Below are 18,164 nucleotides of genomic sequence, written 5' to 3'. Positions count from 1 at the left end.
CAAAGTCTGACAAACAGCAGTTAACAGTAGACACAGCATTTTGAAACCCATGATCAGGCTTTAACCGGCTCGGCACGACTAGTACGCTTGCCATCTGAACTGGTTGAACGGATCAGCACATCACCGCTGACTTTTGGTTGCACCTTGGCATCATACTGCTGCCAGTGTTGGCCACCATCCGTTGAATACTCGATATTCAAACCTGGCAAGGAGATATTGGCCTCCAGTTGACCCGATACCACTCGCGCGCCCGGAACAGGTAGGCGATAAGCGATACCTGCTTTGTCCAGTTTCGCCAATTCACGTTGCCCCATGATATTAGCGAAACGCTGCCAATCGGTGCTCAATGCCTTGGTGTCGACATGATGTGTTTCGCCACCGATATATTCGCGGCCTGCTTCATAATCTTGCTCCCATGACGCACGGTGCCAAGCACGCTCCGCCAGCGGCAGGACGCGAGGGAAGATCATGTACTCCATTTGCTCATCAGTCCGAACGGTTTCATTCCATGACTGACCGGAAATACCGTGCACACCAGGCCAAGGCTTATCACTTTTCGCGCTAAAGTGATTACCATCGCGATCGACAGAGGTTTCGGCATTTTGCGGCATGTTATTTGGCGCAAAACTGAACACTTTAGCTTCATCACTAAAACGGGTCGCCCAGTAGTAACCACGCTCATTTGGGTTAACTTCGTATGGCATATCGAAGTAAACATAATCAGGGTTAGACGCAACGACTTCGTAGCCTTTGTTGGCCCAATCATTGATTGCATCCGCGCCGCCCCAGAACAGGGTGTCCCAGAAGTTGACGCCGACACGCTTGGTCGCAAAGTCTTTCGCGTCTTTGGCATCTTTCAGGCCATCCTGCCACGCTTGCATTCTTTCAATGCCATGGGCGTTAACCAGCTTGCTCACTTCAATAGCGAAGTGGCTGGAAAGATGCTCGACGTCCTGAATCTTGCCTTGTTTGACCATGTCCTGACAGACTTGCGATTTGGCCCATGGCTTATCTTCAACACTCTTATCAATAATGCCTTTACCCGGTTCAATTGGACCGTTCTTATCCTGGAAACCCGCACCCAGCCGGATATTTTTTGCTTCATCTCCACCGAAGTGCCAAGTCGTTAATGGCATACCCGCTTCTTTATGCATCTGAGCCATTTCACCGATCACTTTATCGACGAAGCGCTTAGATGAATCCAAACAAGGGTTTAGGTAGCTTTTGCGCTCATAGAACTGAACCGAGGTCGTGTTGGAATCATCGGTAGGATCCAGTAGGCGGAATTCGTTCGCCTCTTTCTCTTTCCCTTGTTTCATCAAATTGTTGTAGCGAGCCTCCATGGAAACCACGGCGGCGCGGGCATGGGCTGGCATGTCGATTTCGGGAATAACATCAATTTGGCGCGCTTTCGCGTACTTCAGAATGTCGATGTAATCAGCGCGGGTGAAGTGACCACTTCCCAAATTGTTGCTATCTGGGCCTGAACCCAATTGCGGCAATAAACAGGTGTTTTCAGTTAAATCATGGCAACGCTTGCTGCCCACTTCCGTCAGCTCTGGTAGACCGGGGATCTCGATACGCCAGCCTTCATCATCGCTCAGATGGAAGTGGAACTTATTCAGTTTGTAAGCCGCCATTTGATCCAGCAAACGCAACACCGCATCTTTGGTTTTAAAATTACGGCCAACATCAAGGAACACACCACGGTAGTCAAAACGTGGTGCATCCTTTGCATCCAACGTGGCAATTTTCTGGCTGCCATCGGTCGGCACTAAAGAAAGGATCGATTGCAGACCATAAAATACGCCTGTGGGATCAAAACCAATGACCTGAGCACCTTTTTCACCAATTTTCAGTTCATAAGCACCGGAAACCGCCAAGTCACCTTTAAATTTCGCTGGTTGAATCGATGTTTTTATCGGGAAACCGGCTGCATTCGACTTCAAGCCGAGCAACTCGAAACGCTGCTGTACAACTTCGGCAGTCGGTTGAGGCAATGCACTCAGATCCAACGCAACGCCTTGGCCCAGATTCACATCTTGCGGATACACTTTTACGTCCATCGGCGTGGGAATGATCTGTCCACGCAAGTTAGCCGCCGTCAATGTTTTCACCGCTTCGTTTTTCACGAAACGTGATTCTGGCGTCATCAGTACGTTGTTGTCGTCTTTGGTTCGTTTCCACTGATCGCCTGTGAACTGAGTCAGATACTCGTTGATATCTTCCGTATCCGTGCTTTTCAAAACTTTGGGTTTCGCATCGCCCGATGTGGCATACCAGCGCGGCATAAAATCAGTGGCAAACAACTGCCAGTATTCACCCGTTATCGGGATTTCAACTGCCTGATTGGCAGGAAAACCAGCAAACTTAGCCGTAGGTTCAATTTTATGCAGATCGCCAGTCAGGTGCGTAATGCGGAACTGATCGTTATCTATCGCCAGAATTTGGCGAATGCTGTGGAAATAAATGGCCCAATCTTGGCCTTTGATTTCATCCCCGGAGTTGGTCAGCGTAATCATAACTTTATTGCACGATGCCCAATCGGCCCCCAGCTTGGCACAATCAACTCCATTTTCGCCGGCTCGGTTATCCAATATTTTATAGTTAACTTTTAACGTACTGAGTTGATCAACAAGCTGTTGCGGGGTGGTATCCGCCAGTGCAGAGCCCATCAAACCAAAGGTCGCGGTTATCGCTGCCAACGTACTTAATTTAAATTTATTCATCACTAACCTCATCCGTAATTAATAATTCAGCCAGAGCCACTACTGGAAGTATTACTGCTGGCTGAATTATTGTTAGCTTAATTATTGGCGCGAATTTCTTGCCATAATTTTCCACACTGCGCGTCATACGCCTGACCATTACCGGTATGCGCGGCGTCAATGCAACGCTGGTAATCCAATACGCGGACAGTCTCTTTGTCAGTAAACGCCTGATGCGCTTTTTCTTGCTTCAACACATTCAATACGGCTTTGCAGGGAATCAATCTCTCTGGCGAGCCTTCGCTAGCATTGATACAAGCGCTGTAAGCTTGTTTCAGTTTGGTATCTTCTGGCTGAACCGGGGTTTGGGGCGCACAAGCACTGAGTCCCAATACAGCAGCAATAATAAAAAGCGTTTTTTTCATGACACATGCTCCATTATGGCCCCAGCGCGGCCGCTGGGGATGGCAATCAGAAGATGGTAAATGGTGCAATTACGATGAATTTAACGTCTTTCTCATCCTGGAATATGTTGCCGAAACCGCCACCATAGCTTGGGATATTGGTGTGGTTGTCGTACATGGTGTAATGCAGTTTGAACAAGGTGCCTTTTGCACGACCTTCTTGCAGGGTGTAGAGAATGTCAAAGTTCCATGCAGACTCTTTCAGGCGTGTATTTTGGTCAAATTTAGGATTAGAACTCGGTTTTGCATCCCAACCATATGCATAAGATGTCCCGACTGACCAACCGGCTAAATTCCAGTTTTTCAGGTCATACATCACGCCACCAAACAGCGCTTTCTCACCGTTGGCGTTGAAGTCAGAACGGGAATCCCACCAAACGTCCAAGCGGCCATTCGATGTGGCATAACCAGGGGTCATACGTTGCAGGAAGTAACCTTGATTACCTTCAGCTTTGGCCCAAGTTCCTTCTAAGCGCAAGTCAAATGGCCCAGTGGTGTAACCTAATGTCAGCGCTTGCAACCACGCTAAACCGTCATAGACGTCGTTAACATTGCTAGCGCCGCCGTCGACTTTATCTTTCGCACCATAGAACTGGTAAGAAGTACGCAGGTCGTTACCCGCGACAGGGAAGGCGTAAGACGCTTTGGCAAAATACTGATCCATATAGTCTTTGGCTTGACCGAATGCGGCTTCCATGACCAATTTGTTTTTGAAGTCGTATTTAGCCCCGATGGAGTGCAAGTAACTGATGCCAGTCAAGCCATCTGCCTGACGGAAGTTGTACATGTTTTGATACCAAGGCGCTTTATATTCATCAGTCCACATGTAAGACATGGACAGTGCACCTGCTGTATCAAAATCAAATTTTGCGCCGCCTTCCGCACCGCGATAAGTCCCTGGCATAAAGCTCCAATGCGGCGCTAATAATGTCTGGCCAGTCGGCTGGATATAACCGCCGCGTGCCCAGAAGTCACCCAGCTTGAACTTAGCTGCCGCTTTGTAAACGCTCACGCCGCTTTTATCGCCGGTCCATTTTTCATCCCAACGGGTTTTAGCATCACTGAAACCAATTTCGTTGGGTGCGGCTGGGCCGCTGTTGGTCATTTCAACCGCGCCAAAAGCGGCTAAGTCGATACCGAACATGTCTGCTGCGTAGCCGGATGAGAAGTCCAGATTAGCGTTAAACGTTGAATGATGCAGGTTAGCGACATACTTACCGTACTCTGCGCTCCCTGGGGTTAAATCCTTACGGTCACGCTGGCGTTGCCAATAATAAATACCACCGGTCAGTGACGAATCATCAACAAAGCCTTCTGCCTTGGCCTCTGGGGTCACCATAAACCCCGTCCCTAACAATGCACCCGCGACAGCGAGTGCTAACGTTTTGCGTTTAGCAACGTGCGTAACCATAAGAAAAAATTCCTCTTTGACATCACATTTAAAGTGCTTTGCCTATGTCCACCACAGCTCACAGGTTCAGCCTCAAAAAAACCCTAAGTGGGTAAAATTTTGCTGGGGAGAAAAATTCGCCACCAGCGGCTACTGATTTAAAAAAACGTCTCTGTTGATAAACGTTCTGGAGATTGCTGCTGGAACACAGACTATTTTTCGCGACGCGAATTATCAATTAAAAAAGTCGAAAATTATTCAAAATATGACCATGAGCACATAATTGTGAAAAAATATTACAGACATCACAAATTCTTTAAAAACAATGCATAAGGAGATTTTTTAGAAGGCAAATCGTCTCTCATTGACATCTTGAATGGTTTCAGCAAATCCTCATTAACGGGATAAATTTTGAATAAAAATGAGGATATTTCCTCAGTTAATTCGTAAAGCGAATATTTAAGAAAGACTTACAGAATGGGGCGTCATTACAACAAAACTTAGGAATCAGTTGATATTGACCAGCGGAAAAAGCAGAAAGTGAGTCATTCGATGAGGGGGAACCGAATGTTTAATAAACAAAACAAGGATCCTGTTAAAACGCAGAAATGGGCATAAAAGGAATATAAAAAAGGCGTGGACTATGCCACGCCATAGATTATTGCTCCCCACCGATAACTCGATGGGGAACGGTGAGAACAGGTGGAGGAGTAAAGTGTCCGCGCCAAGGATGGCGCGGCTCGAGCCATCAGGGATGATTTTACGGCGTCTTTACGATCTGCCTATTCTCTTCGCTAGGGCTCCTTATCAATATCCTCAGACGTGGACTATGCCACGCCAATTGAATTGAATCGGAGGTAACGCTTAGCTGGTTACTTTGGCTGCCCACGTATCACGCAAGCCAACGGTACGGTTAAACACCAAGGCATCAGGCTTTGAATAGCGGCTATCAGCACAGAAATAACCTTCACGCTCAAACTGATAGGTTTTCTCTGGCACAGCATTTACCAAGCTCGGCTCAACGAAGCCCTGACGAATAACTAATGACTCAGGGTTAATCGTTGACAGGAAATCCTCTGCCGCGGCTGGGTTTGGTACACTAAACAAACGGTCGTATAAACGAATTTCCGCCGGTAACGCGTGCTTAACGGAAACCCAGTGAATCACACCTTTCACTTTACGGCCATCAGCGGGATCTTTGTTCAGTGTTTCTGCGTCATAGCTGCAATACAGTGTCGTCACATTCCCTTCAGCGTCTTTCTCAACACGCTCAGCTTTGATCACATAAGCATTGCGCAGACGCACTTCTTTGCCCAGCACCAAACGCTTGTATTGCTTGTTCGCTTCTTCACGGAAATCTGCGCGATCGATGTAAATCTCACTATCGAACGGAACCTGACGAGTCCCCATGTCCGGATTGTTAGGATGATTTGGCATCGTCAACCACTCTTCCCCTGCCGCACGGTTTTCGATAATAACCTTAATCGGATCAAGCACAGCCATTGCCCGTGGAGCATTTTCGTTCAGATCATCACGGATACAAGATTCCAATGACATCATCTCAACGTTGTTATCCTGCTTAGTCACACCAATACGGCGGCAGAACTCACGGATAGAGGCTGCGGTATAGCCACGACGACGTAAGCCTGAAATGGTTGGCATACGAGGGTCATCCCAGCCTTCTACCACCTTCTCAGTCACCAATAGGTTCAGCTTGCGCTTAGACATAATGGCGTATTCGAGATTCAGGCGGGAGAACTCATACTGCCGTGGATGGCATTCAATGGAGATATTATCCAGCACCCAATCATACAGGCGACGGTTATCCTGGAACTCCAGCGTACACAGTGAATGGGTGATCCCTTCAATCGCATCAGAAATGCAATGGGTAAAGTCATACATCGGGTAGATGCACCACTTGTTACCAGACTGATGATGTTCAGCAAACTTAATGCGATACAGCACCGGATCACGCATCACGATAAAAGGTGACGCCATATCAATTTTGGCACGCAGACAAGCAGTGCCTTCTGCAAAGCCACCTGCACGCATTTTTTCAAACAGCGCTAAGTTCTCTTCCACACTGCGATCACGATACGGGCTGTTTTTACCCGGTGCAGTCAGTGTGCCGCGATATTCGCGCATCTGTTCAGCGGTTAACTCATCCACATACGCCAAGCCCTTGTTAATCAGCTCTATCGCGTATTGGTACAGTTGATCAAAGTAGTCTGAGGAGTAACGTACATCACCGCTCCAGGTGAAGCCTAACCACTCTACGTCATGCTTAATAGACTCAACGAACTCGACATCTTCTTTCACCGGATTGGTGTCATCAAAACGTAAGTTGCATTGGCCATGATAGTCTTGCGCGATACCAAAATTCAGACAAATGGATTTCGCATGACCAATATGCAGGTAGCCGTTTGGCTCCGGCGGGAAGCGGGTGTGGACCGACGTGTGTTTGCCGCTGGCTAAATCTTCGTCAATAATCTGACGGATAAAATTACTCGGGCGGGCTTCTGCCTCACTCATTGTTCTTTTCCTCAATGCAAACGCAACAAATATAACCGCATATAATCCAACAAGCCCGGCCCGGAAACAACCGTTTGTTCGGCAAACAAAATAAAAAAAACGAGAAGAGATGGCTCTCTTCCCGTTACTGTGACGAAAATGTTGGTCAGGTGCTCAGGACTTCAGCACCCCTAGCGAATTATTTGCCACGAATCTCAAACAATTGGCTTTGACCAGCGACCACTGAGTCACCTGCCAGCAATGAGATACCGGCGTAATCATCAATGTTGCTCACCACGACAGGACTAATCATTGAGCGCGCATTGGCGTTCAGATAATCCAGATCAAGCTCCAACACAGGTTGACCGGCAACCACAGTTGCCCCCTCTTCAACCAAGCGAGTAAAGCCTTGGCCATTGAGTTTCACAGTATCAATCCCGATATGAACCACAATCTCAGCACCCGTTTCTGTTTCTAGGCAGAATGCATGGTCGGTATTGAAGATTTTAACGATGGTACCGCTTGCTGGAGAAACTACCGTTTTATCGGTAGGACGTATGGCAACACCATCACCAACGGCTTTGCTGGCAAAGGCTTCATCAGGAACTTGTTCCAGCGCCACAACATCACCACTAATTGGCGAAACCAACACTAGCGAAGCTGTTTTAGCATTGTTAACGACAGCCTGAGGCTGAGCCGCGGCAGCAGCCGTGCTTGCAGCCGGAACCGGACCACCAGCCAACACCACACGCATCGCCGAAGCAATCAGTTCCGCACGCGTCCCAACGATCACTTGCACACTTTGTTTATTCAGGCGAATCACACCCGATGCCCCTAAACGCTTCGCGACACTGTCATTCACCAATGCAGAATCTTTCACGTTCAAACGCAGACGAGTAATACAGGCATCGATACCCGTGAGGTTATCTGAACCACCGATAGCACCAATGTAGCGACGAGCCAGACCGTTAATTTCACTCTCATTAACCGCTGGCGTGTTATTCACGTTCACGTCATAGCCATCTTCTTCACTGCCTTCAACAGCCAGTTCACGGCCTGGAGTCAATAAATTGAATTTCTTGATAGTGAAACGGAATACCACGTAGTAAATGGCGAAGAACACCAGACCTTGTGGGATCAGCATGTACCATTGTGTCGCCAGCGGGTTACGGGAAGACAGCACCATATCCACCAAACCGGCGCTGAAGCCAAAACCTGCGATCCAATGCATAGTCGCGGCGATGAACACGGAAATACCGGTTAACACAGCGTGGATGAAGTACAGCACTGGCGCAACGAACATGAAGGAGAACTCAAGGGGTTCGGTGATACCGGTGAAGAAGGCAGCAAATGCCCCCGCCAACATGATACCCGCCACTTTCGCTTTATTTTCTGGACGTGCACAGTGATAAATCGCCAATGCAGCACCCGGCAAACCAAACATCATAATCGGGAAGAAACCAGCCTGATAACGACCCGTGATACCTGCAACGGCTTTACCGGCGTCGATAGACTGTTGGCCACCCAAGAAGTTAGGAATATCGTTAATACCGGCTACGTCAAACCAGAACACGGAGTTCAGTGCATGATGCAGGCCGACTGGGATCAGTAAACGGTTGAAGAAGGCGTAGATACCCGCACCAATTGACCCCATATCTTTGATGTATTCACCGAAGGTCACCAATGCGTTATAAATCAGCGGCCAGAGGTACATCATGATGAAAGCAACAACGATCATCAGGAAGGACGTCAGAATCGGAACCAGACGGCGGCCACTGAAGAAGGAGAGTGCTTTTGGCAATTCCACACCGCTGTAGCGGTTGTACAACTCAGCCGAGATGATACCAACCATGATACCAACGAACTGGTTGTTGATTTTGCCGAAGGCCGCAGGCACTTGATCAAGCGGGATCTTTTGAATCATTGAAACCGCAGCAGGTGAACACAGCGTCGTTAAGACTAAGAAGCCGACAAAGCCGGTCAGTGCAGCAGCACCGTCTTTATCTTTTGACATACCGTAAGCCACACCAATAGCGAACAGTACTGACATGTTATCGATGATTGCAGCACCGGATTTAATAAATAATGCCGCTAAGGCATTATCGCCACCCCAGCTAACGGGGTCGATCCAATAACCTACACCCATCAATATCGCGGCGGCAGGCAATGTGGCCACAGGGACCATCAATGCTCGACCTACTTTTTGCAAGTAACTAAGAATATTCACTTTTCCCCCTATTCGTCCGAGACCGGACCCTTTAAGTAGTTTATTTATTTTACTCACTACCTTTTAGAAATACGCATTGCACATTTTTATTTATTTACGGCACGAATGACTCATGCTGGAGTGTAAAAAATTTATTTCGTAACGCAAATTAAAACCCCCTATTTTGTGATAAATGTCACCAAAAACTAGCGAAAAAGCACCAATGGACTAGCCATCACATAAAACTTATTTTATCATTCGAAAAATGAACAATGCATTGTACCAACGCACGAGTCAGAATCTGAGTTACGCTTAGCTGAATGATTCAAACCGCGTAGAGTATAGCCACTATTCTCAATCCTAAGAGGTGCAAGATGAGACTTATTCCACTGAAAAACACCACAGAAGTGGGTAAATGGGCAGCACGCCATATCGTTAATCGCATTAATGCGTTCAAACCGACTGCGGAGCGTCCATTTGTTCTGGGCCTGCCGACCGGTGGAACACCGATGGAAGCTTATAAACACTTGGTTGCTATGCATAAAGCCGGTGATGTTAGCTTCAAAAACGTTGTCACATTTAACATGGATGAGTATGTTGGGTTGCCGCAAGAACACCCTGAAAGCTACTACACTTTCATGCACACCAACTTCTTCGATCATGTTGATATCCCTGCTGAAAATATTAACCTGCTCAATGGTAACGCACCGGATATCGATGAAGAATGCCGTCGTTACGAAGAGAAAATTAAGTCTTACGGTAAAATCAATCTGTTCATGGGTGGCGTTGGTGTCGATGGCCATATCGCCTTTAACGAACCCGCTTCTTCTTTGGCGTCACGTACTCGTATCAAAACCCTGACTCAAGAAACCCGTATCGCTAACTCACGTTTCTTTGGTGGTGATGCAAACCTCGTGCCGAAATATGCACTGACCGTTGGTGTTGGGACATTGCTGGATGCGGAAGAAGTCATGATTCTGGTGACCGGCCACGGTAAAGCTCAAGCCTTACAAGCCGCTGTTGAAGGTAGCATTAACCACATGTGGACCATCAGTTGCCTGCAATTGCATGCCAAGGCCATCATGGTGTGCGACGAGCCTTCCACAATGGAATTGAAAGTGAAAACGGTAAAATATTTCCGCGAATTAGAAGCTGAAAACGTCAAGAATCTTTAATTGTTATAAGGGGGCTAAGATGTACGCTTTAACTCACGGCCGTATTTATACCAGCCATGAAGTACTGGATAATCATGCTGTTGTCGTGGCTGATGGATTGATCGAACGTATCTGTCCTGTCGATGAACTTCCGGCTGGTATTGAGATACGTGATTTGGGTGGTGCCATTCTGGCCCCCGGTTTTATTGATGTTCAGTTAAATGGTTGCGGCGGCGTGCAATTCAATGACTCTCTTGAGGCTATCTCAGAAGAGACGTTGGTCATTATGCAACGCGCAAATGAAAAATCAGGTTGTACCAGCTTCCTGCCAACACTGATCACCAGCAGTGATGAATTTATGAAGCATGCCGTTGATGTCATGCGTTCATATCTGCAAAAAAACCCGCATCAGGCACTGGGTCTTCATCTGGAAGGGCCGTACCTGAACCCATTGAAGAAAGGCACCCATAATCCGGCGTTTATTCGTAAGCCAACCGCCGAAATGATTGATTATCTGTGCGCAAATGCCGATGTGATCACCAAGCTCACTCTGGCACCAGAAATGGTCGATGCAAAATATATTCAGCAACTGGCAGAAGCAGGCATTTTAGTGTCTGCCGGTCACTCGAACGCAACCTATAAAGAAGCCCGAAAGGGGTTTGCTGCTGGTATTGGCTTTGCGACGCACCTTTATAACGCAATGCCTTATATCTCAGGCCGTGAACCTGGCTTAATCGGGGCAATTTTTGATACGCCAGAGCTCTATACCGGCGTGATTGCGGATGGTTTGCATGTTGATTGGGCTAATATCCGGACAGCAAAACACCTGAAAGGCGACAAACTGGTACTGGTCACCGACGCGACTGCACCCGCAGGCGCTGAAATTGATCAATTTATTTTTGCCGGTAAAACAATATACTATCGTAATGGTTTATGTGTGGATGAAAACGGCACATTAAGCGGTTCAGCACTGACGATGATCGAAGCCGTTCAAAACAGTGTGGAACATGTTGGCATCGCGCTCGATGAAGCACTGCGTATGGCGACACTTTATGCGGCCCGCGCCATTGGCGTGGAGAAGCAGTTAGGGAGCATTGAAGTCGGCAAAGTAGCCAACCTGACTGCCTTTACCCGCGATTATAAAATCACTAAAACCATCGTTAATGGTAACGAGGTTTTAAAATAAGCGAGTAATTGTATTGATGAGCACTGGCGGACAGTCACAAATTGGTAATGTGGATCTTGTGAAACAACTCAATGGTGCCGTCGTTTACCGGCTCATTGACCAACAAGGCCCGATTTCGCGCATTCAAATTGCCGATCTCAGCCAGCTAGCGCCCGCCAGCGTCACCAAAATTACCCGCCAACTGTTGGAGCGCGGGCTGATTAAAGAAGTCGATCAGCAAGCCTCCACCGGTGGTCGCCGCGCCATTTCCATCGTCACAGAAAATCGCCAGTTCCACACGATTGCCGTCCGCTTAGGCCGCCATGACGCCACCATTACCCTGTTTGACATGAGCGGCAAGTCACTGGGTGAAGAACATTATTCGTTGCCCGAACGTACGCAAGAAACGTTGGAACACGCGCTGTTTAACATCATCAGCCAGTTTATCGACGCCTATCAGCGCAAATTACGGGAATTGATTGCCATTGCCGTTATTCTCCCAGGGCTGGTTGAGCCGAGTAAAGGTATCGTGCGCTACATGCCGCACATCAGTGTCAACAACTGGCCATTAGTCGAAAATCTGCAAAATCGGTTTAACGTCACCAGTTTTGTGGGCCACGATATTCGTAGCTTGGCGCTGGCTGAGCACTATTTCGGTGCAACCCGTGATTGCGAAGACTCCATATTGGTTCGCCTGCACCGAGGAACCGGTGCCGGTATTATCGTTAATAGCCAGATCTTTTTAGGCAGCAATGGCAATGTGGGTGAAATCGGCCACATCCAAATCGACCCTTTAGGTGAACGTTGTTATTGCGGTAACTTTGGTTGCCTAGAAACCGTTGCGTCCAATGCCGCGATTGAAAATCGTGTGCGACATCTGCTCGAACAAGGCTACCCTAGCAAGCTAACACTGGATGATTGCCATATCGGTGCCATCTGCAAAGCCGCTAATCGAGGTGATTTGTTGGCAAGTGAAGTGATTGAGCATGTGGGCCGCTATTTGGGCAAGGCAATTTCTATCGCGATTAACTTATTCAATCCGCAAAAAGTGGTGATCGCCGGTGAGATCATCGAAGCCGACAAAATCCTGCTTCCTGCAATCCAAGGCTGTATTAATACGCAAGTCTTAAAAAACTTCCGCCAGAATTTGCCTATCGTCACTTCACAGCTAGATCATCAATCCGCGATCGGGGCTTTTGCCTTGGCTAAACGTGCCATGTTGAATGGAGTCTTGTTGCAGCGTTTATTGGAAAACTAACCTGAGATAGGGGCGTTGCAGGGTCTTTCTCATCATTGACCATGTTATAGTGACTCATTACCGCGCGAAAAGAGTAATTGAAACAATGACAATTAAAAGCGTTATCTGTGATATCGATGGTGTGTTGCTACATGACAATAAAGCGATACAGGGTGCCAATGACTTTTTGGCCCGAGTGCAAAACGCCGGAATGCCATTGGTTATTTTGACCAATTATCCCTCACAAACTGCACAAGATTTAGCTAACCGTTTCATCACAGCTGGGCTTGATGTGCCAGAAAGTGCGTTTTATACCTCCGCGATGGCGACCGCAGATTTCCTGCGCCGTCAGGATGGGAAAAAAGCCTATGTGATTGGCGAAGGTGCATTGGTTCACGAATTGTATAAAGCAGGCTTCACCATCACTGATATCAATCCTGATTTTGTCATCGTGGGGGAAACACGTTCCTACAACTGGGACATGATGCATAAAGCTGCCTATTTTGTTGCCAATGGCGCGCGCTTTATCGCCACCAACCCAGATAGTCACGGTCACGGCTTTTCACCAGCCTGTGGTGCGCTCTGCGCCCCCATTGAGAAAATCTCGGGTCGCAAACCATTTTATGTTGGCAAACCTAGCCCGTGGATCATCCGCGCTGCACTGAATAAAATGCAAGCGCACTCAGAAAGTACCGTGATTGTGGGTGATAATTTACGCACCGATATTTTGGCCGGTTTCCAAGCCGGTCTTGAAACCATTTTGGTCCTATCAGGTGTTTCAACCTTGCCAGATATCGAAACCATGCCTTTCCGCCCGAGTTACGTTTACCCTTCTGTTGCTGAAATCGATATCATCTAACCCCAGTTGGCGGTCAAGGCCGCCACACTCTTTTGGCTCCCGTCCCTTTTTTAGTGCAATGCACCAAAGTTTCTTGCCATTCCGCCCTGTTTTAGCGCATTTTCTTTTTAGGCCCTTCGTACTTAAGGTTTCAGAGTTGCTTGCGGGTGACTGACCCAGCACGCCCAGTCCTTGGGGAAACGTATGTTGCTGTGCCAGTTGACGTTACTAAAACATGGCACCAGTAAATTGGCGTGTTTTTTGCATCTATTTATTGCATACAGCTTAATAATATTCGGATGACTGCATCGTCATGGGGCATAACTTGCATCAATCACAAGCAAGTTTGCGAAAAAAAGCACCAGCGATGAACGACTCAAATTCAACATCATCACCGCCAAAGCAAAGAAGTTAGGGAGATTACTATGTGTTCTATTTTCGGGGTCCTCGACCTTAAAACCGACCCCATTGAATTGCGCAAAAAAGCGCTGGAAATGTCACGTTTAATGCGCCACCGCGGGCCGGATTGGTCTGGTGTATGGGCAAATGATAAAGCAATTCTCGCCCATGAACGTCTATCTATTGTCGACGTCAATACCGGGGCTCAACCCCTGCTTAATGAGGCGCGCACTCATATTCTGGCGGTTAACGGTGAAATCTATAATCATCAGGCATTACGTCAGCAGTACGGTGACCGCTACGCATTCCAAACGGGTTCAGACTGCGAAGTGATTTTGGCGCTGTACCAAGAGAAAGGGCCTGAGTTCCTTGATGACCTACAGGGCATGTTTGCTTTCGTCTTATACGATACAGAGAAAGATGCTTACCTGATTGGTCGTGACCATCTGGGTATTATTCCGCTGTATATGGGCCACGACGAACATGGCAACATGTATATCGCCTCAGAAATGAAAGCACTGGTGCCTGTTTGCCGTACCATCAAAGAGTTCCCAGCAGGTAGCTACCTGTGGAGCCAAGACGGCGAGATTCGCGAGTATTACCATCGTGACTGGTTTGATTACGATAACGTCAAAAACAATGTCACCGATAAAGTCGAATTAGCTAATGCATTAGAAGATGCCGTGAAAAGCCATCTGATGTCGGATGTGCCTTATGGCGTGTTGTTGTCTGGCGGTCTGGACTCTTCGGTTATTTCTGCCATCACCAAAAAATTCGCGGCGCGCCGAGTTGAAGACGACGAACGTAGCGAAGCTTGGTGGCCACAACTGCACTCCTTCGCTGTTGGTTTGATCGGTTCACCTGACTTACGTGCGGCGCAAGAAGTGGCTAACCACTTAGGTACCGTGCACCATGAAATTCATTTCACCGTGCAAGAAGGTCTGGATGCCATCCGCGATGTGATTTATCACATTGAAACCTATGACGTGACCACTATCCGTGCCTCAACGCCGATGTACTTGATGTCACGTAAAATTAAGGCGATGGGCATCAAAATGGTGCTGTCTGGCGAAGGTTCTGATGAAGTTTTCGGCGGTTACCTTTATTTCCACAAAGCGCCAAACACCAAAGAATTGCATGAAGAAACAGTCCGTAAACTGTTGGCTCTGCATATGTTTGACTGCGCCCGTGCCAACAAAGCCATGTCAGCATGGGGTGTTGAAGCCCGTGTGCCATTCTTAGATAAGAACTTCCTTGATGTCGCGATGCGTATCAATCCGCAAGATAAAATGTGCGGCAACGGCAAAATGGAAAAACACGTCCTGCGTGAATGTTTCGAATCTTACTTGCCACACAGTGTTGCATGGCGTCAGAAAGAGCAATTCTCCGATGGTGTGGGTTATAGCTGGATTGATACATTAAAAGAGAAAGCTGCTGAGCAGGTCACTGACCAACAGATGGAAACAGCCCATTTCCGTTTCCCGTACAACACGCCATCCTCAAAAGAAGGCTATTTGTATCGTGAAATCTTCGAAGAACTGTTCCCGCTGCCAAGTGCCGCAGAGTGTGTCCCTGGCGGGCCATCCGTCGCATGCTCATCAGCCAAAGCTATTGAGTGGGATGAATCATTCAAAAAAATGGATGATCCATCTGGCCGTGCTGTCGGTGTCCATCAGGACGCCTATAAATAACTGAGCCCGATGACGGATAATCACCCTACCCGTTTTCATTCTCTACTAACAAGGTCACCTCAGGTGGCCTTGTTTTTTATGTGTCATAGGCGGCCTCGAGTCACGCACTGTGAATCTCGTCAAAGATTCCTTTTGCTGGCAAATTCAATAATTAATTCCCATTTTCGTTCATTTAATCGCCAGACTGTTCACAAGCCAAACAAACGAACCCTTTCAGCGCTTTTTCGGGAAAAAATTAGTTGACGCAATTCGGCCATATACGCATAATGCGCCCCGCAACGCCGATGAAGGTAATGCGAAATAAAGATGGCTACGTAGCTCAGCTGGTTAGAGCACAGCACTCATAATGCTGGGGTCACAGGTTCGATTCCCGTCGTAGCCACCATCTTTTTGCGGGAGTGGCGAAATTGGTAGACGCACTAGATTTAGGTTCTAGCGCCGCAAGGTGTGCGAGTTCAAGTCTCGCCTCCCGCACCATTATTTGTCATCGGTTTGTTTACAGCGGATGGGATATCGCCAAGCGGTAAGGCACCAGGTTTTGATCCTGGCATTCCCAGGTTCGAATCCTGGTATCCCAGCCATCTTTTTGATGGTGAGTTGTAAGACTAAAGCGTTGTAAGACAGCAAAGTTGCGATGTAAAAAAGAATTGTATTTCAGTTGGGATATCGCCAAGCGGTAAGGCACCAGGTTTTGATCCTGGCATTCCCAGGTTCGAATCCTGGTATCCCAGCCATACAATCTCTTCTCAAAAAAAGACTTTAGGATGGCTACGTAGCTCAGCTGGTTAGAGCACAGCACTCATAATGCTGGGGTCACAGGTTCGATTCCCGTCGTAGCCACCATTTTTGGGGTATCGCCAAGCGGTAAGGCACTGGATTCTGATTCCAGCATTCCGAGGTTCGAATCCTCGTACCCCAGCCAAATTTAGAAAAGCTCGCTTCGGCGGGCTTTTTGCATTTTGGGATTTATGCTTTTGATATGCTTTTAAACATCAAGGTCAAAACCAAGCGTCTTGGGTCTTGACCTTGAGCGCAATCAGAAAAATTGCCGACAAAGATTGCAGGCCGCATGGATGCGGCGAAAAGGACTGTCGAGATCCGCCCCCCCCACCTACAACCCCAACGCATACCTCAAAGCATGCTCTTTAAGCTTACCCGCCCTTTGCGCGGCCATCAGGGCTAAATTTCGCACAAACTTCACGGGCGGCAAATCATTACTGAAGGCGGTATAAAATACATCCATACCGCTCTGCATTATCAGATTATCAGTACGACGGCGACGCTGGTAACGGAGTAGCACCTGCTCGCTGTGCCAAAGTTCAGCCTGCTCACGTGCCTCATTCAGCACATTCAGTAATGCATCGACATCTCGATATCCCAGATTAACCCCCTGCCCAGCCAATGGGTTGATGGTATGAGCTGCATCGCCCAACAAGACTAATCCCGGCTGAACATATTGCTGCGCATGGCGACGAACCAACGGGAAAGACCCTGCTGCAATCGCCTTAACAGCTCCTAATCGAGATGGGAAGGCGGCCGCTATTTCCTGATTCAATTGTGACATTGGCATCGCTTGAAGCTGGCGAATGCGCTGTGGGCTGTCATACCACACCAACGATGCCCAATGGTCAAACAGCGGTAGAAAAGCACGGGGGCCGGAGGGAAAGAACTGCTGCCAAGTGGTGTCTTGCTGAGCTGTATCCGTTTCTACCGTGATTAACATGCAAGATTGGCGATACTGCCAACCATTGGTGCCAATACCGGCTAAACGTCGCACCAGAGAGTTCGCACCATCGGCACCTATCACTAAACGGCCCTGTATCTCTTGCTGAGCATCTAAGGTGATTTCCCAGTGCTCATCTACTCTGGCCATCGATTGCAGTCTTGACGGGCACAGCAGCGCCAAATTTGAGCATTCCGTCATCTGTTGCCACAGTGCTAACTGCAAAACTCGGTTTTCAACCATAAAACCGAGTTCAGGCAAAGAAAGAGAAGTGGCATCAAAGACAACTTGTGAGCCGGGTTGCTCCCATGTCTCCAACCGGCGATAAGGCGCATAACGCATTTGTTGAACTCGCGACCAAGCCCCAAGCTGCTTTAGTAATGCGACTGAGGTGCAACCAATAGCTGAAACCCGTAAATCCGGTACGCTATTAGCGTCAAATGGTATGGGCGCTTCATGTTCCAACAACGCGACTGACCAGCCCGTTTGCGCTAATCCAAGTGCAGCAGCAGCCCCTACCATGCCACCGCCCACGACCACAACATCATAATTTGGTTGCGATTTATTCATTTTGGCTACGCTTTATAAAGTTAAGTTTATGCCCACACTGGCAATATAATTTATCCGATGCAGTTTACCGGATTTTTCATCACCCATCAGAATAAGTAAGCCGTTATG

Annotated in this window: 11 protein-coding genes and 6 tRNA genes; 11 read left to right on the top strand and 6 right to left on the bottom strand. The window is 48.0% G+C overall.

Annotated features, from left to right (window positions below):
- Nucleotides 1–53: 53 nt before the first annotated feature.
- The 5 genes from BN68_RS00790 to nagE form a co-directional block, all read right to left on the bottom strand.
- Nucleotides 54–2,729, bottom strand: a complete 2,676-nt coding sequence (locus BN68_RS00790) for a beta-N-acetylhexosaminidase (protein ID WP_019209248.1) — start codon at nucleotides 2,727–2,729, stop codon at nucleotides 54–56.
- Nucleotides 2,730–2,806: 77 nt separating this feature from the next.
- A complete protein-coding gene (gene chiQ / locus BN68_RS00785) occupies nucleotides 2,807–3,133 on the bottom strand; it encodes a ChiQ/YbfN family lipoprotein (RefSeq protein WP_019209247.1) in 327 nt (108 codons plus the stop codon).
- A 46-nt stretch (nucleotides 3,134–3,179) separates the two neighbouring features.
- On the bottom strand, nucleotides 3,180–4,583 hold the full coding sequence (chiP, locus tag BN68_RS00780; protein WP_019209246.1) for a chitoporin ChiP: 1,404 nt from the start codon (nucleotides 4,581–4,583) through the stop codon (nucleotides 3,180–3,182).
- Nucleotides 4,584–5,426: 843 nt separating this feature from the next.
- Complete coding sequence (gene glnS / locus BN68_RS00775) at nucleotides 5,427–7,094, bottom strand: glutamine--tRNA ligase (RefSeq protein ID WP_019209245.1); 1,668 nt, start codon at nucleotides 7,092–7,094, stop codon at nucleotides 5,427–5,429.
- A gap of 178 nt (nucleotides 7,095–7,272) precedes the next feature.
- Nucleotides 7,273–9,300 carry an N-acetylglucosamine-specific PTS transporter subunit IIBC gene (gene nagE / locus BN68_RS00770; RefSeq protein WP_019209244.1) on the bottom strand — a complete coding sequence of 676 codons (2,028 nt, stop codon included), beginning with the start codon at nucleotides 9,298–9,300 and terminating at the stop codon, nucleotides 7,273–7,275.
- Between the two features lie 353 nt (nucleotides 9,301–9,653).
- On the opposite strand from nagE, the gene nagB reads away from it, so the two are divergent.
- From nagB to BN68_RS00715, 11 genes are all read left to right on the top strand, one after another.
- On the top strand, nucleotides 9,654–10,454 hold the full coding sequence (gene nagB / locus BN68_RS00765; RefSeq protein ID WP_019209243.1) for a glucosamine-6-phosphate deaminase: 801 nt from the start codon (nucleotides 9,654–9,656) through the stop codon (nucleotides 10,452–10,454).
- A 19-nt stretch (nucleotides 10,455–10,473) separates the two neighbouring features.
- A complete protein-coding gene (gene nagA / locus BN68_RS00760; protein ID WP_019209242.1) occupies nucleotides 10,474–11,619 on the top strand; it encodes an N-acetylglucosamine-6-phosphate deacetylase in 1,146 nt (381 codons plus the stop codon).
- A 16-nt stretch (nucleotides 11,620–11,635) separates the two neighbouring features.
- Nucleotides 11,636–12,856, top strand: coding sequence for a DNA-binding transcriptional regulator NagC (nagC, locus tag BN68_RS00755; RefSeq protein WP_019209241.1), 1,221 nt, complete (start codon nucleotides 11,636–11,638; stop codon nucleotides 12,854–12,856).
- Nucleotides 12,857–12,941: 85 nt separating this feature from the next.
- Nucleotides 12,942–13,694, top strand: coding sequence for an HAD-IIA family hydrolase (locus tag BN68_RS00750; RefSeq protein ID WP_019209240.1), 753 nt, complete (start codon nucleotides 12,942–12,944; stop codon nucleotides 13,692–13,694).
- A gap of 404 nt (nucleotides 13,695–14,098) precedes the next feature.
- Entirely contained in the window at nucleotides 14,099–15,763 is a 1,665-nt protein-coding gene (asnB, locus tag BN68_RS00745) for an asparagine synthase B (protein WP_019209239.1), read from the top strand.
- 308 nt (nucleotides 15,764–16,071) lie between these two features.
- Nucleotides 16,072–16,148, top strand: a tRNA-Met gene (locus BN68_RS00740).
- Nucleotides 16,149–16,155: 7 nt separating this feature from the next.
- Nucleotides 16,156–16,240: transfer RNA gene (locus BN68_RS00735), tRNA-Leu, on the top strand.
- Between the two features lie 29 nt (nucleotides 16,241–16,269).
- Nucleotides 16,270–16,344 (top strand) — tRNA-Gln (locus BN68_RS00730).
- Nucleotides 16,345–16,422: 78 nt separating this feature from the next.
- Nucleotides 16,423–16,497 (top strand) — tRNA-Gln (locus tag BN68_RS00725).
- Between the two features lie 32 nt (nucleotides 16,498–16,529).
- Nucleotides 16,530–16,606, top strand: a tRNA-Met gene (locus BN68_RS00720).
- A gap of 4 nt (nucleotides 16,607–16,610) precedes the next feature.
- A tRNA-Gln gene (locus tag BN68_RS00715) sits at nucleotides 16,611–16,685 on the top strand.
- A 189-nt stretch (nucleotides 16,686–16,874) separates the two neighbouring features.
- Here the strand turns inward: BN68_RS00715 and ubiF are convergent.
- Complete coding sequence (gene ubiF / locus BN68_RS00710; RefSeq protein WP_019209238.1) at nucleotides 16,875–18,056, bottom strand: 3-demethoxyubiquinol 3-hydroxylase; 1,182 nt, start codon at nucleotides 18,054–18,056, stop codon at nucleotides 16,875–16,877.
- Nucleotides 18,057–18,164: the final 108 nt, after the last annotated feature.

The organism is Yersinia massiliensis CCUG 53443 (genome assembly GCF_000312485.1).
Lineage (GTDB): Bacteria > Pseudomonadota > Gammaproteobacteria > Enterobacterales > Enterobacteriaceae > Yersinia > Yersinia massiliensis.
This window is presented reverse-complemented; position numbering and strand designations above follow the sequence as displayed.